The organism is Streptococcus sp. 3874 (assembly GCF_013276425.1).
Classification (GTDB): domain Bacteria; phylum Bacillota; class Bacilli; order Lactobacillales; family Streptococcaceae; genus Streptococcus; species Streptococcus pseudopneumoniae.
On record NZ_VMLA01000075.1, the window covers coordinates 1 to 24,533 of the forward strand.

The 24,533-nt window shown below is 40.3% G+C and carries 15 protein-coding genes, 5 pseudogenes and 1 riboswitch; of the genes and pseudogenes, 4 read left to right on the forward strand and 16 right to left on the reverse strand.

Translation table 11 applies throughout. From position 1 onward, the window contains the following. Nucleotides 1–225: 225 nt before the first annotated feature. Together HT703_RS07910 and HT703_RS07915 are read right to left on the reverse strand one after the other, a co-directional pair. Nucleotides 226–1,422, reverse strand: a complete 1,197-nt coding sequence (locus tag HT703_RS07910) for a phosphoglycerate kinase (RefSeq protein WP_001096743.1) — start codon at nt 1,420–1,422, stop codon at nt 226–228. An 89-nt stretch (nt 1,423–1,511) separates the two neighbouring features. Beyond that, complete coding sequence (locus HT703_RS07915; RefSeq protein WP_172930019.1) at nt 1,512–6,527, reverse strand: bacterial Ig-like domain-containing protein; 5,016 nt, start codon at nt 6,525–6,527, stop codon at nt 1,512–1,514. 297 nt (nt 6,528–6,824) lie between these two features. Here HT703_RS07915 and HT703_RS07920 point away from each other — a divergent pair, with 297 nt between their 5' ends. Next, the gene (locus HT703_RS07920) at nt 6,825–8,456 is read left to right on the forward strand and encodes a Na/Pi cotransporter family protein (protein ID WP_054388211.1); all 1,632 of its coding nucleotides are present in this window, start codon (nt 6,825–6,827) and stop codon (nt 8,454–8,456) included. A 558-nt stretch (nt 8,457–9,014) separates the two neighbouring features. Here the strand turns inward: HT703_RS07920 and HT703_RS07925 are convergent. The 14 genes and pseudogenes from HT703_RS07925 to HT703_RS07995 all read right to left on the reverse strand — a co-directional run bounded on the left by HT703_RS07925 (nt 9,015) and on the right by HT703_RS07995 (nt 21,603). Continuing rightward, nucleotides 9,015–10,622, reverse strand: a complete 1,608-nt coding sequence (locus HT703_RS07925; RefSeq protein WP_023937105.1) for a CTP synthase — start codon at nt 10,620–10,622, stop codon at nt 9,015–9,017. A gap of 363 nt (nt 10,623–10,985) precedes the next feature. Further along, the gene (rpoE, locus tag HT703_RS07930; RefSeq protein WP_000418403.1) at nt 10,986–11,570 is read right to left on the reverse strand and encodes a DNA-directed RNA polymerase subunit delta; all 585 of its coding nucleotides are present in this window, start codon (nt 11,568–11,570) and stop codon (nt 10,986–10,988) included. A gap of 127 nt (nt 11,571–11,697) precedes the next feature. After that, nucleotides 11,698–12,147: pseudogene (locus tag HT703_RS07935) on the reverse strand (GNAT family N-acetyltransferase). 4 nt (nt 12,148–12,151) lie between these two features. Then, nucleotides 12,152–12,274, reverse strand: a pseudogene (locus HT703_RS07940) (chromosome partitioning protein ParB); the annotation flags it as partial. Nucleotides 12,275–12,283: 9 nt separating this feature from the next. Further along, nucleotides 12,284–12,391 (reverse strand): annotated as a pseudogene (locus HT703_RS07945) (IS5/IS1182 family transposase); the annotation flags it as partial. A gap of 102 nt (nt 12,392–12,493) precedes the next feature. After that, nucleotides 12,494–13,177: pseudogene (locus tag HT703_RS07950) on the reverse strand (transposase); the annotation flags it as partial. Between the two features lie 140 nt (nt 13,178–13,317). Next, a complete protein-coding gene (locus HT703_RS07955; RefSeq protein ID WP_100127924.1) occupies nt 13,318–14,514 on the reverse strand; it encodes an MFS transporter in 1,197 nt (398 codons plus the stop codon). A gap of 556 nt (nt 14,515–15,070) precedes the next feature. Continuing rightward, complete coding sequence (locus HT703_RS07960) at nt 15,071–15,721, reverse strand: phosphatase PAP2 family protein (RefSeq protein WP_345890290.1); 651 nt, start codon at nt 15,719–15,721, stop codon at nt 15,071–15,073. Further along, on the reverse strand, nt 15,711–16,274 hold the full coding sequence (locus HT703_RS07965; RefSeq protein WP_119942611.1) for an ECF transporter S component: 564 nt from the start codon (nt 16,272–16,274) through the stop codon (nt 15,711–15,713). The genes HT703_RS07960 and HT703_RS07965 overlap by 11 nt, the downstream gene beginning before the upstream one ends. A 163-nt stretch (nt 16,275–16,437) precedes the next feature. Beyond that, nucleotides 16,438–16,657: riboswitch (FMN riboswitch) on the reverse strand. 59 nt (nt 16,658–16,716) lie between these two features. Next, the gene (gene trmL, locus HT703_RS07970) at nt 16,717–17,220 is read right to left on the reverse strand and encodes a tRNA (uridine(34)/cytosine(34)/5-carboxymethylaminomethyluridine(34)-2'-O)-methyltransferase TrmL (RefSeq protein ID WP_119942613.1); all 504 of its coding nucleotides are present in this window, start codon (nt 17,218–17,220) and stop codon (nt 16,717–16,719) included. Nucleotides 17,221–17,412: 192 nt separating this feature from the next. Further along, on the reverse strand, nt 17,413–18,243 hold the full coding sequence (locus tag HT703_RS07975; protein ID WP_001148101.1) for an energy-coupling factor transporter transmembrane component T: 831 nt from the start codon (nt 18,241–18,243) through the stop codon (nt 17,413–17,415). Continuing rightward, on the reverse strand, nt 18,228–19,910 hold the full coding sequence (locus HT703_RS07980; protein WP_000656547.1) for an ABC transporter ATP-binding protein: 1,683 nt from the start codon (nt 19,908–19,910) through the stop codon (nt 18,228–18,230). The genes HT703_RS07975 and HT703_RS07980 overlap by 16 nt, the downstream gene beginning before the upstream one ends. Before the next feature lie 281 nt (nt 19,911–20,191). Continuing rightward, on the reverse strand, nt 20,192–20,740 hold the full coding sequence (locus HT703_RS07990; protein WP_000403170.1) for an ECF-type riboflavin transporter substrate-binding protein: 549 nt from the start codon (nt 20,738–20,740) through the stop codon (nt 20,192–20,194). A 14-nt stretch (nt 20,741–20,754) separates the two neighbouring features. After that, the gene (locus HT703_RS07995) at nt 20,755–21,603 is read right to left on the reverse strand and encodes an S-adenosyl-l-methionine hydroxide adenosyltransferase family protein (protein ID WP_172930021.1); all 849 of its coding nucleotides are present in this window, start codon (nt 21,601–21,603) and stop codon (nt 20,755–20,757) included. A gap of 188 nt (nt 21,604–21,791) precedes the next feature. Between HT703_RS07995 and trkA the strand changes: the two genes are divergently transcribed. From trkA to HT703_RS08005, 3 genes and pseudogenes are all read left to right on the forward strand, one after another. Further along, the gene (gene trkA / locus HT703_RS08000; protein ID WP_172930022.1) at nt 21,792–23,141 is read left to right on the forward strand and encodes a Trk system potassium transporter TrkA; all 1,350 of its coding nucleotides are present in this window, start codon (nt 21,792–21,794) and stop codon (nt 23,139–23,141) included. A 3-nt stretch (nt 23,142–23,144) separates the two neighbouring features. After that, nucleotides 23,145–23,378 (forward strand): hypothetical protein, encoded by a 234-nt coding sequence (locus HT703_RS12175; RefSeq protein WP_007285018.1) that lies wholly within the window; start codon nt 23,145–23,147, stop codon nt 23,376–23,378. Beyond that, nucleotides 23,379–24,332, forward strand: a pseudogene (locus tag HT703_RS08005) (potassium transporter TrkG); the annotation flags it as partial. It lies immediately after the preceding gene. Between the last annotated feature and the right edge of the window lie 201 nt (nt 24,333–24,533).

The following is a 24,533-nucleotide window of genomic DNA, read 5'->3' on the forward strand; positions in this document are numbered from 1 at the left end:
TAGAACTGACGAAGTCAGTAACATATATACGGCAAGGCGACGTTGACGTGGTTTGAAGAGATCTTCGAAGAGTATTACCTTCAAGAAGCTCCATTGATGCCCCACCACCGCGTCACAAATACCTACACTAACACAAAAAGGTGACATAGCCACCTTTTTGTTAACGTTTCAGTTTTCTTCCTTTTTCTACAAAATCAGGATTTTGTAGAGACTAACGGGCTGAAATTATTTTTCTGTAAGTGCAGCCAAACCTGGCAATACTTTACCTTCGAGAAGTTCCATTGATGCTCCACCACCAGTAGAGATCCATGAGAATTTGTCTGCACGTCCAAGGTTGATCGCTGCGGCAGCTGAGTCACCACCACCGATGATTGATTTAACACCTGGTTGTTTCACGATAGCGTCCATCACACCGATTGTACCAGCTTGGAAGTCTGGGTTTTCAAATACACCCATAGGTCCGTTCCATACAACTGTTTTGGCACCAGTCAGAGCTTCGTCAAATTTAGCGATAGATTTTGGACCGATGTCAAGACCAAGGAAGCCTTCAGAAACTGCTTCACCTTCAGTGTCACGCACTTCAGTGTAGCCAGCAAATGCGTTAGCTTCTTTAGAATCAACTGGCAAGATCAATTTACCATTTGCTTTTTCAAGAAGAGCTTTCGCAACATCCAATTTGTCTTCTTCTACAAGTGAGTTACCGATTTCGATACCTTGTGCTTTGTAGAATGTGTAAGTCATACCACCACCAATAAGGACTTTATCAGCTTTTTCAAGCAAGTTTTCGATAACACCGATCTTGTCTGAAACTTTTGAACCACCAAGGATAGCCACAAATGGACGTTCTGGAGTTTCAACTGCTTCTTGGATGTAGGCAATTTCATTTTCAAGAAGGAAACCAGCAACTGCTTTTTCAACGTTTGCTGAGATACCAACGTTAGATGCGTGTGCACGGTGAGCTGTACCGAATGCATCGTTTACGAAGATACCATCTCCAAGTGATGCCCAATATTTACCAAGTTCAGGATCGTTTTTAGATTCTTTCTTGCCGTCAACATCTTCGTAACGAGTGTTTTCAACCAAGAGAACTTGTCCATCTTCAAGAGCGTTGATAGCTGCTTCCAATTCAGCACCACGAGTAACACCTGGGAATACAACATCTTGACCCAATTTAGCTGCCAAGTCTGCTGCTACAGGAGCAAGTGATTTACCAGCTTTATCAGCTTCTTCTTTCACACGTCCAAGGTGAGAGAAAAGAATTGCACGTCCACCTTGTTCGATGATGTACTTTATAGTTGGAAGAGCTGCTGTGATACGGTTGTCGTTAGTAATTACGCCATCTTTCAATGGTACGTTGAAGTCAACACGAACGAGGACTTTTTTACCTTTCAAGTCAACGTCTTTAACAGTAAGTTTTGCCATGTTACAAAAACCCCTTTAATTATTTTATTCGAAACTATTATATCACACTTTGGAAATATAAGGAAAGATTTCACAAGATTTTTCGATATTTAATCTTCATCTTCTTTTTTCTGTTTCAAAGTCAAGACTAAACTAGCAAGACCAAGGCTTGCCAATCCTGCTATTAGGGCTTCATTGGCATCAGCAGTTCCTGTATTTGGCAATTGTTTACTTGCTTCTTCTGATTTAACTGCTGTATTTTGGGCTGGTTTTTCTTGTGTAGGCGCTACTGCTGGTTCAGTTTTTACTTTTGTTCCAATTTCAACAATTTCTGGAATCGCCTCTTGGATGACTTCTGTTGAACGAAGACGACGCTGACCGTTTTCATCAACTTCAAAGACATGTCTCAACAGACCATCTCGTCCCTGTATGATGACTCGTTGTTCCCCAACTAGCATATCAGCATTTTCATGCTCTTGACGGTCAAAGGCAACCTTTTCCTCTTGAACTTCCAATTTAGGAGCCTTTTGTTGATCAGAAGCCGGTTGATTAGTAGTTTTTGGAAGGACTGTGTTTTGTTGTTCTGGTTTAGTTGAGATAGTAACAAGGTCATTTGCACCATTAGATTCTACTCGTGGTTTCTCAGCAGATTCATAAACAAAGGCATAATGAGTAAAGTGTGGTGCTGTAAAGATAACATGACTATCCGTTTGTTCAAAAGCCAATTCTACTGCCTCTTTGCCTTCAGGTAAGAAGAATACTCTCTTCACTTTCTTATCTTTTTCAATTGGAATTTTCACAATAGAAGCGTAAGAGAGATCAACGTCTTGACCTTTTTCATCGAGACCTTCTATTTCAAAGACATGAGCATCTTCTCCAGCAAAGTATTTCTTCTCTTCAGCACTTGCTTGAACACGCTCTACTTTCAAACCCTTGATGACAATCTTCTCTTTATTTGAGAAGTGTACTTCAACACCTGTTTTACTATCAGAAAAGACTGCTGGCTTGTCTTCTTTCAATAAAGCAACCAGATCTTTTAGACTCTGTTTCGCTGTTGCAAGCTCTTCTGGACTCAAATCTACTTTTTCAACCAAGGCCTTGTTTTTCTCAAGAAGCGGAGCTAGGGCATAACCTGAAGGATGGGTTGGTTTGGCAGCCAAGAGTTCTTGAACCTCACCTGTTAAGCGATCAAGTTCTGTCTTTTCTTCCTTAAATTTCTCTTGACCATTCAGAGCTTTATGAGCTTCTGTCAATTTATTAAGTCGGTCATTGACTTGATCTTGGGTGCTAGTTTCATGGTCTTTCAACACTTGTTCGGCCGCTTCAATTGCTTTCAAGAAAGCTTCTTTTACTTCTGGTGAAGCAAAGTTATAGACCACCTTGTTCTTAGCCACTTCAACTTCTGCTAATTTCTGTTTGAGGTACTCATCGTTCAATGCTGCTTTTGGAGATACCAAAACATCAAAGTTGACTTCATGACCTTGGTAACGAAGCGTCAAGGTTTGACGACCAGTCTTTTGAGCATCGTAACCAGAAATTTCAACTCCCTCATTAGTAAAGGAATGTTCTTCCATGGTGTCATTGCTATAAGCCACTGCAAAGCGTCCTTCAGACAAGTCTAAGTTATCACCAACTAGGTAATCTTTTTTCGGTTCCTGACTTACTTCAATTCTCAAAATAGTTTTCGGACTTGCTTCATCTTGACTAGTAACAGTCACTGACAAATTAGCATGTACCGGTTGCCCCAAATATTGTAAAGTAAGATTTTGTTCTCCCTTATGATGCGTGTCAAATCCTGATACTGATACACCTGCGTGAGTTAGGCGAATGAGTTCGTCCTCAGCTCCTCCTTCATACTGAACTCGAAGAACACCACCTCTAAGGTCCAAATCCTCCCCTTCGGCGTAGCTTGTTTTCTTAGGTCCTGTTTCTAGGCTGACTGACTTGATTCTTCTGTCATCTTTTGGAACGGAAACCGCTAGGACATTACTAATTTCCTTGCCTGGAAACTGGGTACGATAGTACAGAAGACCAGATTGATTTGTCAAATCCAATGGTGCACTTGCTAGGTCTCCTCCAACTTCGCTCTTCAAGGTTGCAAGCGGAGTTTGAGAATTTGGATTGTCATAAACGGTAATGGTTGCTCCAGCTGGTACATCCGCAAAACCAACTTGTACCTTGTTATTGCCTAGAGAACGGGCTGCAGCCTTGGCCATCGGAATATTGACACTCTCAGTATCAAGCTTTTCATACATTTTCCAGTTATAGATACGAATAGCCTTCCATGGAGTTCCATTGTCAGAAGTGACAACATTTAAGCGCCAATCTTGAGCTGTGATAGGTTTATCAAGGGTAATATCTGTAACATGAGCTTTATTGCCACGGACTTCCTTAGCCAACTTCCATTGACCATCCGCATCTTTATAATAGAGGTCAAAGTCTTTGGTGTTCATCAAACCATCGTTTACAGATTCTCCACCAGCTCCAGCATGATCCATCACCCATCTCACAACACGGCGTGGTTGTGTCAAACGAATATCAACGCTACCACTTAATTGAGAAGAAGACCATTTGTCAGATAGACTGGTAATGGTACCATTCAACATACCTTCAATACCTTCTCCACCTTCTGTATCTGGGAAGGTACTTCCGATAACAGTAGCCCCTGGAACGATGTTTTCTGCTAGAGGTCTTGGAAGACTTGTGTCTTGGACAGTCATCCCCCACTCAAAGTTTGTAGTTGCTGCTTCTGAACGAACCCCATTTTTACCGACTGCTACAACCTTCAGTTCTTGAGTTGTACCCTGAGCACTTGCTGAGCGGCTAACTTTTGGTAGGTAGATCGTAGTTGCAGATGAACCTGTCAATAGGCGCCAAGCATCGCCATCCTTTTCATAGACTTCATAGAAATCAGCATCTTTATGACCAGTAAATTGTACAACTGCTTCCGCTTCTTGGGCATTTTTAAGGACTTGTTTGGCTACAGCTACTGTGGTTGGTGCCTGAGGAGCATCTTGATTATTGCTGATGGTCAATTGCCCCAGGTTAAATTGATAACCTTTTAAGTCTTTGTCATTTTCAAAATAGAGTTTAATACCGTAAATTGTTTTACCTGCCAAGGCACTCAAATCAAAATCATCGGTAGTCCAGTTATCTGAAACTGTCAATTCTTTACGGGCAGCTTCATCACCATAGGTATAATCTTTCTTGGTTGCAAATTCTACATAAACCTTGGTCCCTTTGCCTCCTTTGTGGGCAACATGCAATTTGGTTGTATCTGTCACCTTCAAGCGAGTAGAGTACAAATTCACATCTTGCTTGGTCGCACCTGAAAGATCCCCTGCAAATTTAAGAGAAGTTCCACCATTATAAGCATCTTCAAAATCATAGCTTGCTTTCAACTTATCACCAGTTGATTTTTGCCACCAGCGCCATGTTGGAAGAACACCTGAAACTGAACGGTAATTCCACTCAGAATCCTTAGAAACCTTACCATCTACGAACCATTTTCTACCATGACCGGTATTAAAAGAAGTGGTAAAAGTATGACCTACTGCTGGCGTGCGGTCCGCAACTAGGTTGGCAATCCCGTACCAGTCCTTGTCATCTGGTTTTTGACCAGTTGGATCGCCTTGGTAACCAGTGAAGAAGATATTTTCATTCTTATGATAGTCTTCGCCTGTCTTGCCAAGACTTGTAATAGTATCTGGCGCAAAGAGACCAAGTGACAAGCGAAGTTTGCCATTTTCATCTAAAAGGGCATCCCATTTCACTTTAGTCTTATAAGAACCACCCTGTTGCAATTCCAATCCTGCAAAGACATCGTACTGGCTACGCTCTAACCATTTGGCCATAGCTACAGAGTAATCATTCTTCTCTTTGGTCCAGTTAAAGTTAGCAAAGAAGTGATCAGCGGGTACCTTGTCCCCCTCTTTTTGCATAAACTGATAGTTGTATTCTCCTAAACCATCTTGGTGGTAACGTCCATAGTTATAAGTCATGGCATCGTACCAAGAATACTTGATTGGATGGTTTACCTTAGCAGCATACTCCTTGGTATAGAGCATAAACTGGCGCATCTTTTCTCCAAGAGGTTCAACCAAATCCCCAGTTGTTTCTTGGTTAATGAAATAGCCATCATAGCCATAATACTTGGCCATATCTACCAATTTACGGGCAATTGGGAAGCTACCATCTGCGTCTTGCTTCAAAGCTTCAGCGAATTTTTCTTGATCAGCAATACTATTAGACCAGTTGAAGAAGAGTGTACCATATACAGGAACCCCGTTACGGTGACCTGCATCAATAACGTCAGGAGTTGGTACGAGACCTTCCCAGAAGACCATTGAATCTAGATATTGCCAATAGTCAAAAGCATAGGCCTTGAACTCTTCTCCACCAACAGAAGCATGGTCTTTTGCTTTAGAATTGGTGTTTGATAAGGCTTGAACTTTTGCTTCCTTGCTAGCTTTTTCATTGACTAAATGACCTGTCCGACGTGAAGCGAGGACAACAGATCCGCGGTTAATAGCATCATCTTCACGAGCACCTGGTTCCCATTTTAACAATTCTTCCCAAGAATTAAATTTGATTTCCTTTGGTTTTAATGTTTTTTCTGTATTTTTAGGGACATCTGGCTGGACTTCTTTTTCAGTCTTATTAGCTTCGGCTGCTGGCTTAGACTCATCCCCTTGGTTAGTTGCTTCGGGCTTTGCTTCTGTTTCCTTGTCAGACTTAGGTTTTGCTTCTGCAGATGGTGTTTCTGCAACCACCTCACTTGCTTTTTCCTCTGGTTTAGCTGCGCTAGCTGCTTCTGCAGTTTCAGTAGTTGCAGCTTCATTGCTTGCTGGCGAAGCAGTTTCAGATGCTATCGCTACTCCTTCTGCCTTTTCTAGCTTGTTTTCTCTAGCATGTTCCCCTTCATTCTGCTTATCAGCTTCATTGGTCGAATGCTCACTCTCTCCTGAAACAAGCTCTGTATTAGCTCCGCTATTTTCAGGAACTGCAGTTTCTTCAGCCAAGGCTGAACTAGCAAATAAAACAGCACCAATCATCAGCGAGCAGGCTCCTACTGATAACTTACGAATACTGTAACGACAACGTCTTTCAAAAAATGAATTCTTCATTTTCTCCTCCTAAAAAATTGATTTTGTTGCACAAAAGAAAGCGCTTAACTTTCTTTATAAAATTTTTATCCCAATCACAGGGACCAAGATAATCACATTTTTATCCTAAAGCATTTTTTGACAAAAAACAATAGCTGTTTTCACAAATCTAAAATAAGGTTAAAAACTCTTAAAAATAATACACTTATCAATTATAATTTTCTTTTACAAACTTGACATTAACACTTGTTAGATTTACTTTTATCCTTTAAAATAGAATAGGAGATATTCCGCGATTATTTTTCGGAGGAAAAAGAAATGTCCATTAATTGGCAGGAAATTTTATTTCACTTTTTAGGTGGTCTGGGACTATTCTTATATAGTATCAAGACCATGGGAGACGGTTTGCAACAAGCTGCTGGAGATCGCCTTCGTTTTTACCTTGACAAATATACTAGTAATCCTTTCTTTGGAGTTCTGGTTGGTATTGGGATGACTGCTCTAATTCAGTCTAGTTCTGGTGTAACAGTTATTACAGTCGGCCTGGTCAGTGCCGGTCTCTTAACCTTACGTCAGGCTATCGGGATTGTCATGGGTGCTAATATTGGGACAACTGTCACATCCTTTCTCATCGGTTTTAAATTAGGTAACTATGCCCTACCTATGCTCTTTATCGGTGCCGTCTGTCTCTTTTTTACGAAAAATCGGACAGTCAATAATATCGGACGCATCCTCTTTGGTGTCGGTGGTATCTTTTTTGCCCTCAATCTCATGAGCGGCGCAATGGCTCCACTCAAGGATTTACAGGTCTTTAAGGACTATATGATTGAGCTAAGTAAGAATCCTGTTTTGGGTGTCTTTGTCGGTACCGGCTTGACCTTACTGATTCAAGCTTCCTCGGCTACCATCGGGATTTTACAAAACCTCTACGCCAGCAATCTCATTGACCTGCAAGGAGCTCTGCCAGTTCTATTTGGTGACAATATCGGGACAACCATTACAGCCATCATTGCCTCTTTAGGTGCTAATATTGCAGCTAAACGGGTAGCAGGAGCTCATGTTGCCTTCAACGTTATCGGAACAGTCGTCTGCGTTATTTTTCTAGTTCCTTTTACAGCCCTGATTCATTGGTTTGAAGCTACGCTAAATCTAGCACCAGAAATGACCATCGCCTTTGCTCACGGAACCTTTAATATTACCAATACCATTGTCCAATTTCCATTTATCGGAGCTCTGGCTTACTTTGTAACCAAGATTATTCCTGGAGAGGACGAGGTTGTCAAATATGAACCCTTATATCTTGATGAGCATTTCATCAAACAAGCCCCATCTATCGCTCTCGGAAATGCTAAGAAAGAGCTCTTGCATTTAGGAAACTACGCTGCCAAAGCCTTTGACCTTTCCTATAAGTATATCATTGACTTGGATGAAAAAGTTGCTGAAAAAGGGCATAAAACCGAAGAAGCCATTAACACCATCGATGAGCAATTAACACGTTATCTCATTGCCCTTTCAAGCGAAGCTCTCAGTCAAAAAGAAAGCGAAGTGCTCACCAATATCCTTGATTCCTCCCGTGATTTGGAACGGATTGGAGACCACGCGGAGGCTCTACTCAATCTGACTGACTATCTTCAACGTAAAAATGTTGAATTTTCTGATGCCGCCTTGAAAGAATTAGAGGAAGTTTATCGTCAAACTAGTGACTTTATCAAAGATGCTCTGGATAGTGTGGAAAACAATGATATTGAAAAAGCACGCAGTCTTGTAGAACGTCATGAAGCAATCAATAAGATAGAACGTGTTCTCAGAAAAACCCACATCAAACGCCTCAACAAGGGCGAATGTTCAACACAAGCTGGGGTCAACTTTATAGACATCATCTCACACTACACTCGTGTATCAGACCACGCTATGAACCTTGCTGAAAAGGTTTTTGCAGAACAAATCTAAGAACCAAGAAGCTATCCATCATAATTGGATGGCTTTTTGCTTTTTCCTAAGCAAGACTAGGCTGAATGAAACTGAAAGAGTATTCTGCAGATATATAGTATATTGAAACTAGAATAGTACACCTCTATTTCTAAAACATTGTTAGAAATCGATTTGACTGTCCTGAACGATTTATCCTGTTATTATTTCATTTTATTATAGTGGATTAAATTAAAAAAGTATAGTATATTGAATCTATAACAGTACATCTTGACTGCTAAAATATTTCTATAAATTAATTTGACTTTCCTGATAGAGTTGTTCACATCTTATTTCAATTCACTATACAATCCAGTTCCTAAAACTTTGCTAGAAATTGATTTGGCTTTCCGAATTAATTTGTTCAAATTTTATTTCATTTCAATATACTGAAAAATTCATTCACTAGCACAGGGCAAGAGGGAGTCGCTATTGATTTCAACGGTAGCAGGTACATACAGAGGACTCCTACCTCAGATATACTGCAATATCATCGTATAAAAAAAACCTCTGAGATTCTTCTCAAAGGTTCTGATTTGGCTAATTACTGTTCTCAACCGCTGCAGTAATAAATGCAGTGTAGAGTTCTTCTGGACGATTTGGACGACTTGACAGTTCAGGGTGATACTGACAAGCTACAAAGAATTTATTTTCTGGAATTTCCACAATTTCTACTAAACGATTATCTGGAGAAACTCCTGAGAAGACAAAGCCTGCTGCCTCAAACTGCTCACGGAAGGCATTGTTAAACTCATAACGGTGACGGTGGCGGCGTTGCACCACTTCTTGATTGTGATAAGCAGCCGCTGCCTTAGAGCCACGTTTCAACTTAGACGGATAAAGCCCCAAGCGAAGGGTTCCCCCCATATCCTCAACATCAATCTGATCACGCATGATATCAATGATAGGGTATTTTGTTTCTGGTGCAAGCTCTGCAGAATTGGCACCTTCGAGTCCTAAAACGTGACGAGCAAATTCGATACATGTCAACTGCATTCCCAAGCAGACTCCCAACATTGGAACATCATTTTCACGCGCATAGCGGATGGCTTGGATTTTCCCTTCTGTACCACGTTGACCAAAACCACCTGGTACGATGATCCCGTCCGCATCAGACAAGAGTTCTGCTACATTCTCTGCTGTCACATCATTGGCATTGACCCAATTGATTTTAACTTCTACATCATTGACATAGCCAGAGTGTTTCAAGGCTTCGACCACTGAGATATAGGCATCTTGCAACTCCACATACTTACCAACAAGGGAAATCTTAACTTGTTTCTTGAGGTTCATGACCTTGTCCACCATGGCTGACCATTCTGTCATATCCGCTGCTGGTGCGTCTAATTTCAAATGGTCACAGACAATTTGGTCCATACCTTGTGCCTGCAAGTTCAGTGGAATTTGGTAAAGATGTTCGACATCCAACGATTCGATAACGGCTTCTGGTGCCACATCACAGAACTGGGCCAGTTTATTTTTAATTCCTTGACCAGCTGGCTCTTCTGTACGAATCACCAACATATTTGGTTGGATTCCCAATCCACGCAATTCTTTTACAGAGTGCTGAGTTGGTTTGGTCTTCATTTCACCAGCGGCCTTGAGGTAAGGAAGCAAGGTTGTATGGATGTACATAACATTATCCGCCCCCACATCCGCCTTCATCTGACGAAGGGCCTCTAGGAATGGCAAGGACTCGATATCTCCAACAGTTCCACCAACCTCTGTGATAATGACATCAGAGTCGGTCGTTAGAGCGGCACGCTTGATTTTTTCTTTTAAAGCATCTGTGATATGAGGAATAACCTGAACAGTTGCCCCAAGGTATTCTCCACGACGTTCCTTACGAAGAACTTCACTGTAAATTTTACCAGTTGTCACGTTGGAATATTTGTTGAGATTGATATCGATGAAACGTTCATAGTGACCCAAGTCCAAATCTGTCTCAGCTCCGTCATCTGTCACAAAAACTTCCCCGTGCTGGTAAGGACTCATAGTTCCTGGATCAATATTGATATAAGGGTCAAATTTTTGAATGGTTACTTTAAGACCACGATTTTTCAAGAGACGGCCCAGACTCGCTGCCACAATCCCTTTCCCAATAGACGATACCACACCACCAGTTACAAAAATATATTTCGTAGACATAGATTCCTCTTTCTAAAGTGCTCAAGGTCTTGCTAACTACGTGGGGACATAGAAAACAAGACCCTACTAATAAGAATAATCTGGGACGACTGCACCAGATTCACAACTAATACTCTTCGAAAATCTCTTCAAACCGCGTCAACGTCGCCTTGCCGTAGATATGTGTTCCTGACTTTGTCAGTCTTATCTACAACCNNCTAGTTTCCTAGTTTGCTCTTTGATTTTCATTGAGTATAAAATACAAGAAGATAACTTCTTGTAAAAACAAAAATAGCTCCCTAAGAACTAGGGAGCTCCGACCTCTAAAAGAGGTGCCCGAACAATATGATACCTAAAAATAGGATAATTGTCAATAGCTAACTTTTATTCCTCGATGATTTCAGCATCATCATCTGAAAACTCGTCGTCTTCGTTGAGATCCACATCTTCTCCCAAGTCATCTGGAGCGATTTCGTTGATTTCTGCATCATAAGCTTCCACTTCATTTTTTTCATCATCTGGATTTTCATCATCGTATGAAAGAGCTGGATCTGCTTCGTATGCATCTTCGTCTTCTGGATCATCTGCATTGTAGTCAATGGCATCTGAATCACCATCCATAAAGGCATTGACACGTTTTTTCTTAGCTTTTGGTGCTACTTCATCGTCGTCATTTTCTTCAAGAGCGATGATTTCTTCGTCGATTTCGTCCACACCATACCATGAACGAAGACCCCATTTGTTGTCCCCAAGTGAGATGAAGCTACCGTCAAAGTTCAACTCTGTGTAGAACAAAGGCAAAGCTTCGCGGATATCGCTGTTTGATGTTCCAAGGTAGTTTTGAATTTCATTTACAAGATCGCTAAAATGCATCTCATGATCGCGACCACGAAGTTCCAAGATAGCACGCGCTACCTCAATCATAGATAGTTCACTTTTTTCTTGCCCAGCAAATACTTCTAATTCCAAAGCGTTTCTCCTCATTTATACTACTATCGCCAGAGCAAACAGACTCTGACCTCATTTTATCATTTACTCTTTATTTTACGATAATTTTGCGGAATAGTCAAAGGTTAAGGGGGAGAAAGTGGCAGGATTAGACTAATTCCAATATAAAACTCCTTCCTTTTTCTGTTGCTCCATTTTCCACAAATCCAAGCGACTTGAAACACCTCCTAGAAGCATGATTGTAGGTGTAGATTTCCTTAACTCTCAATTCTTTCCATCCTTTTACTCAAGCAAATTCAATCAAAGCACTTAGAATCTTTTTTCCAAGTCCTCGATGTTGGTAAGCGGAATTCCCAATCACAATGGGGAGATTATCCTGAGATAGTGTAATATCCCCAATTGGAAACCATTCTCCCTTCTCCTTGACTTCAATCCAAAAAGGCTCACCATGCCGATCCAAATAGAAATACATGGCTTCCAAGGTCGCTTGACTGTAAGGAAGCTTCACCCCATCTACGAGGTAAACCAAGTTCACATCCTGATACCAAGCAAAAGCTTCCTCACAATGATTGACCTTATAATAAGGAACAAGACACAATGCACTACCTTTTCAACAAAAGAGTTGCTGCTTGATTAAAACCATCACACCAGTTATACCATTTTGCTTCATACCCATCTTGAGCTAGGATACGATCTTCTAAATCAAAAACAGAGTAAATAGACTTCCTGCAAAACTAGAATCCTAGTTCATGATTGATAATACCAACAATCAAATTCATTCGTAATCCGAAGCGTTTACGATGATTTCGATAGGTTGTTGAAAATATTTTAAACGTTTTCATAGTGAAATGAAATAAGAACAGGACAAATCAATCAAGACAGTCAAATCGATTTCTAACAATGTTTTAGAAGTAGAGGTGTACTATTCTAGTTTCAATCTACTATACTTTGTCAAAAATACTCTCAACCTTGATTCTCTCCTTAGATAGCGCATGGTTATAGGCTTTATCTTCAGCTATTAGCGGCTTGAGTTTGCTGGATTTACGTGGAGTTTGTGCTTGAGGATATATCTTCATGAGCCCTTGATAAGCACTGTCAGCCAAGATTTTACCAGCTTGTCCGATATTTCTGCGACTCATTTTGAACAACTTCATATCATGACAATAGTTCACAGTGATCTCCAAAGAAACAATTCTCCCTTGACTTGTGACAATCGCTTGAGCCTTCATAGCGTGGCATTTCTTTTTACCAGAATCATTCGCTAATTGTTTTTTAAGGCGATTGATTTTTACTTCCGTCGCATCAATCATTACCGTATCCTCAGAACTGAGAGGAGTTCTTGAAATCGTAAAACCACTTTGAACAAGAGTTACTTCAACCCATTGATTCCGATGGGTTAAGTTGCTTTCGTGGATACCAAAATCAGCCGCAATTTGTTCATAAGTGCGGTATTCTCGCACATATTGAAGAGTGGCCATCAGAAGGTCTTCTAGGCTTAATTTAGGTTTTTATCCATCTTTTGCGTGTTTAATTTTTAATACGGCTAACATCTCTTCAAAAGTCGTGCGCTGAACAGCAACAAGGAGCTTAAATCGTGTATCAGTTAGTTGTTTACTTGCTTCATAATTTTATTGTATCATATTTTTGTTTCACAGGAAGTCTAATCTAATGGAATAGGAGGCAGTAAGATGGAAACTATCATAGCTTGTACTCATAAACTACTCAAAACGATATATGAAGTCTTATATCTCCATAAAAATACATAATTTCACAGTGTTTTTTTTAATGCTGACGATATTACAGGAATAAATGAAATTGCAAAATAAATGATAACTGAAATAAAGTATACTGGCAAAATTCCAATTAAGTCTGCTAGATAACTAAATGAAACTAGCGCTACAGCATACATTAGTTGCATTAAAACACTTCTGGCAGCAAAAGCTCTTGCCAATATACTAGGATCAACTTTTTCTTGAATAATTGATTCTTGAATTATATTTCTAATTTGTGCAGGGGGGCCGACTAGAAAAGAAATAATAATTGTTATGATAGGGCTTCTATTAACAGTGTAAAATAGTGTGAGTAGTGTAACAAGAAGTGATGATATAAACAAAAATTTTCCTGGAAAATGTTGAAGTTTATGAGAGTATTTTGTTATTACCCCTCCTCCAACTATAATCCCTAAGAAGTATGCTGAACCCTGGTATCCCCACCAAGTTTCACTTGTTAAAAGGATAGTGGTTGTAAATGCTAGGAGGTATGAAGATGTCCAAATCACATTTGCAAAATTTTCAATAATATCCATAATAGTTATATCCCTGATGACAGGATTATCCCTTATAGGTATGAGACCTTCAAAAATTTGATATACATATGAACTTTTGGAAGAGTTTGGTTTATGTTGATTCTTTTCAACGTGAATATAAAAACTTAGAACTGAGGAGAGCAAGAAACACAAAGATATACAATATAATGAATATTGCAAACCTAGTAACGTAGACAATGGAATTGCAAGTGCCCAGCCTGCTGTTTGAACGGATTGACGAATGCTTAGGGTGAGACCGTTTGCTTTTACTATCGCATCATTATCAACTATACTAGGAACAATAGCTAGACGTGCAGGAGTATAAAAACTATTGGTGATGCTTATTAAAAAGACTGTGGAATAGGTTATTATAATACTATCATTAAATGAACTGATAATGGTATAAGACAGAGTAACTAGCCCACCAATCAGATTAGTAAACGACAATACATTTTTATGTGAAATTTTGTCTAAAAAAATAGGTCCAATCAAACCTCCTATAACTGCTGAAATAGTTCCTATTATCAAAACAAATGTTGATTCACTGATAGAATTACTTTGTGAATAAACCTTTGAGATGATTGTTACACTGAAAAAAATATTTGCAATCAAGTTAAAAATTTGATTGCAAAGTAAGTATTTAAAATTATTATTGCTTATCTTAACTCATTCCTTTTGCAAATAAATATTGATTAGTATAGCAAAAAAATATATTTTACGCAATTACTATGCTCTCGTGTTGATATACCATACATATGAAAGCTTCTACCTTTCCTTTTGTATATCTATCTAATTTTAGCCATATTGCTCGAGAATTCCATAACCTTTCTTGCAAAATCATAGTTTTAGGTGGTGACTAAAATAGATAGAAATATAATATTGCTTACGGTAGGAATTATGGTATCTCTTGGGAACAGTGATCTCTCTAAACATGTAAAGTCTGATTTTATTAATTAAGGAGGTACATTTATCGTATGGTTTTATAATCACTCTATGAGGGACAGGGGAATCACTTGCTGATTCCTCCTAATTTCTAGCTGGACGGTATTGATCGGACTCTTTATAAGCTCTAAGGTTGCATGGGAAGAGCTCCTCCAACTTAAATCAGCGTAATGGGATAATACAGAATGGTCCATTTTTCTAATAAGTATAGTTGAGTCGGATGAAGATATGCTATATTGACTTTCATTTCTTTCTCCTCAAGGGAATTCGATACTCACTTCTGTTTGCCTTTAAATCGCCATTGGAAGCGGAGCTTGTCATAAAAGGGAAACTCGATAAACAAGACTCCCAAACCCAGACAGAGACTGGCAAGAACGTCTGATGGGTAATGAACTCCCAGATAGACTCTTGATACCAGTACACTGACTAGGTAGAGGCCAAGGACGATTTGTACGATTTTTCTCCAGACTGGATTTTTAATTCGTTGACTGAGAATGCCAATCAGAGTACCTACCATCAAGGTTACAGCCAGAGAATGCCCACTTGGGAAGGAAAATCCCTTCTCTTCCACCAGATGTAAGATAGCTGGTCGTGGGCGCTGGTAGATATTTTTAAAGGTCACGATTAAAAGACCTGCCAAAGCCAGATTTCCCAGCATGAAGAAACTTTCTATCTTCCATCGCTTACGATAAAAGACAAAAGCTGTAATGACAACCCAAGTGATAATCACTGGGATATCAATCAAGCGTGTGATGGCTTTGAAAAGAATAGTCAAGTAATCTGGCAAATCTCCTCGAACTACCGTTTGAATCAATTGGTCAAAACCGACCAGCGTTTCAGGGTAAAATTTGACCATGTAGCCAAGAATAACGAAAAGTAAAAGGGCAAAACTGCCCTTCATTAAAAATGTTTGTTTATCTCTCATAATGTTTTAAGGTTGGTTTCAAGAGAACATACAACAACCAGAATGAAACGGAAAAGATTACACCCTCAATCAAGTTAAAAGGTAATACCATGGTCATTAGGTAGTTGGAAAGTCCCAAAATTTTTCCAATATCAAAGTTAGCAAACTTAGCGTACAAAGGAACAGCATAAACATAGTTGAGAAGCAACATAGCCACGGTTAAACCAATAGTCCCAGCTAGAGAGCCTAGTAGGAAACGAAGGGTTGTCCGTTCCTTTTTCCAAATCAAAGCAAATACGATGACAAAAACTCCCAAAGCTACGATATTCATTGGCAAACCAATGTAAGTATTCACTCCCTGGCTGTTAAGAAGCAGTTTCAAGAGTGAGCGAAGCAAGAGAACTCCTAGAGCAGCAGGCAAATCCATGAGCACCAAGCCCACAAGGACCGGCAAGATACTAAATTCGATCTTGAGGAAGGATGCCGCTGGTAAAAGCGGAAAGTCAAAGTACATCAGCACAAATGAGATGGCTGATAAGATTGCAATGGTCGAAAGTCGACGTGTGTTTGTCATAACAGGTTCCTCCAATTTTCTATAAAATCAGAAGAAGTTAGAAAGGATTCCTCTATCTATTCTCACTTTTTATATCCCAAAAGTTCCCTCTCACTCTATTAAGGAAATTCAAGCAAGCGGTTACAGTTTAGCTATAAATCTATCAGAACAGACAAAGCTATTCTTTCGTCTTCTCCCATCCAGACTATACTGTCGGTTGTGGAATCTCACCACATCAGCTTGCGCTCGCGGACTTATTTGGCTAAGATATTTTAGATTTATCTAGGCGTCGCAGTCGAAGATAATACTTAAAGTATATCCGAGACAAGACAACGACGAGAAAGCTAAAATAGCTAGTCAAATTTACCGCCGGTCGGGAATTTCACCCTGCCCTGAAGACTCTTTTATCATAACAAAAAACGCTTGCAAGCGCAAGCATTTTGTTCATTTTCATTTTCATTTTTTATTTCAATTTATCCACTTCATAGGTATGAACAAGCTCAAGACCTGCAAAGTTCTGCTGGCGGAGGGCTTCGTAGACAATCATGCAGACGGTATTAGACACATTGAGACTGCGGACATGTTCATCATTCATGGGAATACGAAGAGCCTTCTCAGGATGTTCGCGCATAAAGTCCTCAGGTAAGCCCTTGTCTTCACGTCCAAAGAGAAAATAATGGTCCTCATCAGTCGATAAATCCACCTCAGAATACACTTTCTCAGCAAATTTTGAGATCAGATAGAGTTTGCCCTTCATCTGAGACATAAAATCTTCCAAACTATCGTGAAAATAAATCTCTAGCTTATCCCAATAATCCAATCCAGCCCGCTTCATCTTGCGGTCATCAATAGGAAAGCCCATAGGCTTGATGATGTGGAGGGGAGAATTGGTCGCAGCGCAAGTACGCGCGATATTGCCCGTATTTTGTGGAATTTGAGGTTCAAATAATACAATGTGATTTGTCATGACTTGCTTCCTTTCACCATTGCAAAAAAATAGCCACACTGCCCGGAGTCAAGCTCAGCAAACAGCGTGGTTAAGGCATCGTTAACTTACCTCACAACAGGTTTGAAGTAAATCAGCGAAACTACTTTCTTAGTATAACACTTTCAGAATCATTGTCAATAGAAACGACTTGATTTTTTAAATTTTTTCAAGCTATTTCCAAGGGTTGTAAAATCGTCCCTGATTCTGCAAGATAAGTAGTAAACTAGCTACTAAAAACAAGGTTGCCAAGAGCAAGGTAATATAGTCTCCTTTTTTCAAGGCCTGATAACTATACCATGTGCGTTTTTTCTCTTTCCCAAAGCGGCGAAGCTCCATGGCAGTCGCAATGGTATCAATGCGTTCTAGCGAGCTAAAAATCAAGGGCGTAATAATGAGCAGATTGCCTTTGATTCGTTGCATAAGAGAAGCTTTCTTGGATAATTCCATCCCACGCGCCTCCTGAGACATCTTGATAGTAAAGAATTCTTCCTGCAAATCTGGAATATAGCGCAAGGTCAGGCTGACAGAATAAGCAATCTTATAGGGCACACCAATTTGATTTAAACTGGAAGCAAACTGACTAGGATGGGTTGTCATCAAAAAGATAATAGCCAGAGGAATGGTGCAAAGATACTTAATGGCCAAATTTAGCAGATAAAAGAGCTCCTGGCTGGTTAGAGTGTAGACACCGATTCCCTGCCAAATCACACTTCTCTCTCCATAAAGTCCAACCCCATACTCGGGAGAAAAGAGATAGACCATCAAAACGTTTAAAACGGCAAATACCGTCGCAAAAACGGCTACAAAGGAGACATCTTTAAAGCGGATTTCTGATAAATAGAGGAGAAAGACTGAAAAGATGGCAATCAGCAAGAGCATTCTGGTATCATAGCTAATCATGGCCGCCAATGATACCAGAATGAAAAAGAGAAGTTTCCCAGCTCCTGACAAGCGATGAATCACAGTATCTCTATGCTGGTAACCGATTAATTTAGCTTGCATCCCTCTCTCCTTTCTTTGTAAAATGCCGTTAAATCCAGTGGATCCACATCTAGTTTCTTAGCCAAGTTAAAGATGGAGGTTTCTTTTAGATTGGCTTTTACTAACAGCTCAGGATCGCTCAACAGACTGGCTGGAACAGTATCGGCAATCAATTCTCCATCCACCATGACAAGGACCCGGTCTGAATAATCCAGCATCAATTGCATATCATGGGTAATCATGACAATGGTATGCCCTTTTTGATGTAACTCTTCGAGAAATTCCATAATCTCAGTATAGTTCTTCTGATCTTGACCTGCAGTCGGTTCATCTAGGAGAATAATTTCAGCTCCTAAGACCAAAATTGAAGCAATGGTGACACGTTTTTTCTGACCAAATGACAGGGCAGAAATAGGCCAATTACGGAATTCATAAAGTCCACAGATTTTCAAGGTTTCATAGACTCTCGTTTCAATTTCCTTCTCATCCACACCTCGCAAACGGAGCCCTAGAGCCACCTCATCAAAAATCATATTGGTTGAAATCATTTGATTAGGATTTTGTAGCACATATCCTACTCGTTCCGCCCGCTCTGCAACAGAATCGCCTTTTATATCCTGTTTTTCCCAAAGATAGCGTCCTTCCGTCTGAATAAAGCTACTTATAGCCTTGGCTAGAGTTGATTTCCCTGCTCCATTTTTTCCGACAATAGCAATCTTTTCACCCTTTTTAATATCTAAATGTAGGGATTTTAAAATCGGCCTATCATCATAAGAAAAAGATACTTCCTCTAGTCTAAAGAGTGACTGCAATTCTGAGGTTTCTTTTACCAGTTCCGTCTGTAACTGGACTTGCCCTTTTGAGATAGACAAGTTATCCAGATCTGCTAATTGTTCTTCCTTGACTAAGTCCACACCTAATTGACGGAGAGTGGTTAGATAAAGGGGTTCTCGAATTCCATTTTGAGTCAATAAATCAGTCGCAAGCAACTGGTCAGGGCTCCCATTAAAAAGGATACGACCATCGTTTATCAAGACAATCCGATCCACAGGGCGATGCAGAACGTCCTCCAAACGGTGCTCGATAATCAGAGTCGTCGTCCCCTCTTCCTTATGAATCTGGTCAATCAATTCGATAATATCCTGACCTGACTTGGGATCTAGATTGGCGAGTGGCTCATCAAACAAGAGAATCGGACTTTCATCAATCAAGACACCAGCCAGACTGACTCGCTGCTTTTGTCCACCTGACAAATCCTGAGGACGCTGATCCAGTAAAGGAAGAAGGTCCAACTTTTCAGCCCATTTATAAACACGACCTTTCATCTCATCTAGGGCTGTCACATCATTTTCCAGAGCAAACGCCAAATCTTCTGCCACAGACAAGCCAATAAACTGCCCATCTGTATCCTGCAAAACTGTGCTAACCAGATGAGACTTATCATAAATGCTCATATCAAAGGCTACTTGACCCTTTATCAAAAATTCTCCATATGTCTGACCCTTGTAAATATTGGGAATAATCCCATTCAAACACTGACCCAAGGTAGATTTACCTGACCCAGATGGTCCAACAATTAAGACTTTCTCTCCCTTGTAAATGGTCAAGTCTATCCCTTGCAAGGTCGGTTCTTGTTGTGTTTCATACCGGAAAGAGAAATCCTTCCACTCAATTATAGCTTCTTTCATCTTACTCTCTTCATTCGCTTCTTAGACTTCTATTTTATCATAAATCAAGCCCTTCTTGCAGTCTCTACTCTTAAAATCTTAGCGCCAAAAAGATTCCTATCCTAGCTTACTTGCCTAACTAATCTATAAACATCGAAAAAGACTAGTTGCCCAGCCTTCCCCATCATTTTATACTCTTCGAAAATCTCTTCAANNTCGTCAGTTCTATCCACAATTTCAAAACACTGTTTTGAGCAACCTGCGACTTGCTTCCTAGTTTTCTCTTTGATTTTCATTGAGTATTAGTCCTTTTTCAAACTTCCTGCACGAGTTTGGGTTCCTGCATAGGCAAGTAAGAGAAGAGTTCCTGCAATAGCTACAGATACACCATTGGCAATTCCCGCAACAATCCCTTGTGCAAATACTTTTTCTGCCGCTTCTTGATAAATCACAACATCTCCAAGTGGTGCCAAGACACCCCAAACAAGGGCATTTGCAAGTAGTTGAATGAGATTAAAAATAAGAATATCTTTCCAGTCAAAAACACTATTGATCACGCGAACGTACTTTCTAAAAAGTCCCACAACTAAACCAAAGAGTCCGCTAGCGATAATCCAAGTCCACCATAGACCATAACCAACAAGAGAGTCCTTGATTGCATGACCAATCAACCCGACAAGCAAACCGATAATCGGTCCAAAAATAATAGAAAGTAGCGCTTGTACCGCATACTGAAGCTGGATGCTTGTATTTGGAACAGGGGTTGGAATGTTGATCATCCCGATGACGACAAAGAGGGCAGCGCCAATTCCGACAGCAACAACTTGTTTAATTGTAAATTTGATTTCCATACTATTCTCCTATTTTATCCTTCTATTTTCTTTATTTCAATGGTCCAAGATGAACCGACACCTACATTATAGGCCTTGGCAAAGGAACCTTGGTTGATAGCCAAACCTAAACGATAGAGAGAGTTGATGTAAAGGATGGGTTGCCCAATTCTCACATCTGCAAATGATTTGCCATAGACAAGCTGATTTTGATAGACCAGCATATCAGCATGATAGATGGTCACTTCAAAACGATCACCAAATTCTGGTTCCAGCTTGTAAAATTCTTCCCGTGTGATAGAGGTCCAAAGCGAACCGAAACGCACATCCAGAATATCAATGGCTCCCTTCACCAGATGATCTTCTATGATGGTCGCTACGACTGGAAGCTCTACAATCTGTTCCACACTGAGCTCTGGCCCTACTTCCTCAAAAGTAATGTGACCACTGGCCAGTTTAGCACCAGTATAGGCATAGACATCACGACCGTGGAAGGTATAAGAATGCTCTGTGTTTTGACGCCTATTGGCCACCTCAGAAATCTCACGAATGGCTACAATGCCAACGTGTTTCTTGATAAAGGAAAGCGTCCCATTATCTGGCGTGACAATGTATTGATTGTTTGCAGTCTTGGCAACTACACTCTTACGTTTCGAACCGACACCTGGATCGACAACCGATACAAACGTCGTTCCCTCAGGCCAGTAATCCACCGTCTGAAAGAGACGATAGCTCCCCTCAAAAATATTATAAGGCGTGATATCGTGCGTCAAGTGATGGATTTTTAAGGTTGGAGACTCTTCTAAAGCCACTCCAATCATAGCCGATACCGCACCATCAACCAGACCAAAGTCTGATTGTAATACCAGTAAATTATTATTCATTTTATCTCCTTGTATATCCTTTATCATACCATATTTCAGAGAAAGTCGCTAATAGCTATTTCAATTGGTTAGGGTATAGTTTTACCTTATAGCAAATTTCCTACTAAAAGTTCTTGTTATTAGCTAGTAGGTGCATTTTTTCTTGAAAAAGGGTATGATAGTTACATCATGAAAAAGTAGGTTTTATTATGAAAATTATCCTTGTCGGAGGGGGAAAAGTTGGTTTTGCCCTCTGTCGCTCCTTGGTTGCAGAAAAGCATGATGTTTTGCTGATTGAGCAAGACGAAGCTGTTCTCAATCATATTGTCAGTCGCTTTGATATCATTGGTATCCTTGGTAACGGGGCCGATTTTGCCATTCTTGAGCAAGCCAGCGTCCAAGATTGTGATATCTTTATCGCCCTGACTGAGCACGATGAAGTCAACATGATTGCAGCAGTTCTAGCCAAGAAAATGGGAGCTAAAGAAACTATCGTTCGGGTGCGGAACCCTGAATATTCTAACTCCTATTTCAAAGAAAAGAATATTCTCGGTTTTTCTCTTATCGTTAACCCTGAGCTCTTGGCTGCCCGCGCTATCGCCAACATCATTGACTTCCCCAACGCTCTATCTGTCGAACGTTTCTTTGGTGGACGGGTCAGCTTGATGGAATTCACTGTTAAATCCTCCAGTAGTCTTTGCCAAATGCCCATTTCTGATTTTCGGAAAAAAATTTGGCAATGTCATTGTCGTGCGATAGAAAGAGATCATCAAATTATCATTCCAAGCGGTAACATGACTGTACAGGATAAAGATAGAATCTTTGTCACTGGTAACCGTGTTGATATGATGCTCTTCCATAATTATTTCAAGTCTCGTGCCGTGAAGGGTCTTCTTATTGTTGGAGCTGGTAGAATTGCCTATTATCTACTAGGTATCCTCAAAGATAGTCGTATTGATACTAAGATTATTGAAATCAATCCTGAAATCGCTAGCTTCTTTAGCGAGAAATTCCCAAACCTCTACATCGTTCAAGGAGATGGTACCGCACAAGATATCCTGCTGGAAGAAAGTGCTCAAAACTATGATGCCGTTGCGACTCTAACAGGGGTCGATGAGGAAAATCTGATTACCTCTATGTTCCTGGACAGGGTAGGTGTACAGAAAAATATTACCAAGGTCAATCGTACCAGTCTCCTCGAAATTATCAATGCGCCTGATTTTTCAAGTATCATCACACCTAAAAGTATTGCCGTAGACACGATTATGCACTTTATTCGTGGTCGGGTTAATGCCCAGTATTCAGACCTTCAAGCCATGCACCATCTAGCCAATGGCCAAATCGAAACCCTGCAATTCCATATCAAGGAAGCCAATAAAATGACTGCCAAACCTCTTTCTCAACTGAAATTGAAAAAAGGGGTTCTTATTGCAGCTATCATTCGAAAGGGCAAAACGATTTTCCCAACTGGGGAGGATATGTTGGAAGTTGGAGACAAGCTCCTAGTAACAACCTTGTTGCCGAATATCACTAAGATTTATGACTTGATCGCGAGGTAAGAAATGAATAAAAGTATGATTCGCTACCTCCTTTCAAAGTTACTTTTGATTGAAGCGGTTCTCCTTTTGGTTCCTGTAGCTGTCGCTCTCTATTACCGTGAATCGAGCCAAGTCTTTACAGCCCTCTTTACAACGATTGGAATTCTGGTATTACTAGGTGGCTCAGGAATTTTACAAAAGCCAAAAAATCAACGGATTTATGCCAAGGAGGGAATCTTGATTGTGGCCCTCTGTTGAATCCTTTGGTCCTTCTTTGGTGGTCTCCCCTTTGTCTTTTCTGGGCAAATCCCTAGCGTTATTGATGCCTTTTTTGAAATTAGTTCTGGCTTTACAACTACTGGAGCAACTATTTTGAACGACGTTTCGGTTCTCAGCCGTTCCCTCCTCTTCTGGCGAAGTTTTACCCACTTGATTGGAGGGATGGGAGTGCTTGTTTTTGCACTTGCTATTATGGACAATGCCAAAAATAGCCACCTAGAGGTGATGAAGGCTGAGGTTCCAGGTCCTGTTTTTGGCAAGGTTGTATCCAAACTAAAAAACACTGCCCAGATTCTCTATCTCCTTTATCTAGCTCTCTTCTCCCTCTTTGTCATCATCTATTATCTAGCTGGCATGCCTCTCTACGATAGTTTTGTCATTGCTACGGGGACAGCGGGAACTGGAGGCTTTACCGTCTATAACGACGGAATTGCCCACTATGGCAGCTCACTGATTACCTATCTGGTCAGTATCGGAGTTCTGGTTTTTGGGGTAAATTTCAACCTCTACTACTACCTCATGCTCCGTCGCATCAAGGCCTTCTTTGGTGACGAAGAACTTCGGGCTTACTTGGTCATTGTACTGGTTTCTACAGGCTTGATTAGCCTCAACACCCTCTACCTCTACCCAGGGTTTTCAAAGAGCTTTGAAATGGCCTTCTTCCAGGTTTCCAACATCATTACAACAACTGGTTTTGGATATGGAGATATTACCAACTGGCCCCTCTTCTCCCAGTTTATCCTCCTTTTCCTCATGGCAATCGGTGGCTCTGCTGGATCAACTGCAGGTGGACTCAAGATTATTCGAGGCCTCATCCTTTCAAAAATTGCCAAAAATCAAATTTTGTCCATTCTATCTCCCCACCGTGTTTTGACTCTCCATGTGAATCAAACGGTGATTGATAAGGATACCCAGCATAAAATTCTCAAGTATGGTAGATTGAAACTAGAATAGTACATCTGGACTTCTAAAACATTGTTAGAAATCGATTTGACTGTCCCGATTGATTTGTCCTATTCTTATTTCATTTTATTATATCTTTAAATCCCGATCAGACATTTCAGTACCTGACTTATCCTCAATGAAAATCTCTTCAAACTGCGTCAGATCTATCTGCCCGACTTTATCACTTAA

Coding starts and splice junctions, on each gene's coding strand:
- HT703_RS07910 (WP_001096743.1), bottom strand. CDS start 1,422: ATGGCAAAACTTACTGTTAAAGACGTTGACTTGAAAGGTAAAAAAGTC.
- HT703_RS07915 (WP_172930019.1), bottom strand. CDS start 6,527: ATGAAGAATTCATTTTTTGAAAGACGTTGTCGTTACAGTATTCGTAAG.
- HT703_RS07920 (WP_054388211.1), top strand. CDS start 6,825: ATGTCCATTAATTGGCAGGAAATTTTATTTCACTTTTTAGGTGGTCTG.
- HT703_RS07925 (WP_023937105.1), bottom strand. CDS start 10,622: ATGTCTACGAAATATATTTTTGTAACTGGTGGTGTGGTATCGTCTATT.
- HT703_RS07960 (WP_345890290.1), bottom strand. CDS start 15,721: ATGAGAGATAAACAAACATTTTTAATGAAGGGCAGTTTTGCCCTTTTA.
- HT703_RS07965 (WP_119942611.1), bottom strand. CDS start 16,274: ATGACAAACACACGTCGACTTTCGACCATTGCAATCTTATCAGCCATC.
- trmL (WP_119942613.1), bottom strand. CDS start 17,220: ATGACAAATCACATTGTATTATTTGAACCTCAAATTCCACAAAATACG.
- HT703_RS07975 (WP_001148101.1), bottom strand. CDS start 18,243: ATGCAAGCTAAATTAATCGGTTACCAGCATAGAGATACTGTGATTCAT.
- HT703_RS07980 (WP_000656547.1), bottom strand. CDS start 19,910: ATGAAAGAAGCTATAATTGAGTGGAAGGATTTCTCTTTCCGGTATGAA.
- HT703_RS07990 (WP_000403170.1), bottom strand. CDS start 20,740: ATGGAAATCAAATTTACAATTAAACAAGTTGTTGCTGTCGGAATTGGC.
- HT703_RS07995 (WP_172930021.1), bottom strand. CDS start 21,603: ATGAATAATAATTTACTGGTATTACAATCAGACTTTGGTCTGGTTGAT.
- trkA (WP_172930022.1), top strand. CDS start 21,792: ATGAAAATTATCCTTGTCGGAGGGGGAAAAGTTGGTTTTGCCCTCTGT.
- HT703_RS12175 (WP_007285018.1), top strand. CDS start 23,145: ATGAATAAAAGTATGATTCGCTACCTCCTTTCAAAGTTACTTTTGATT.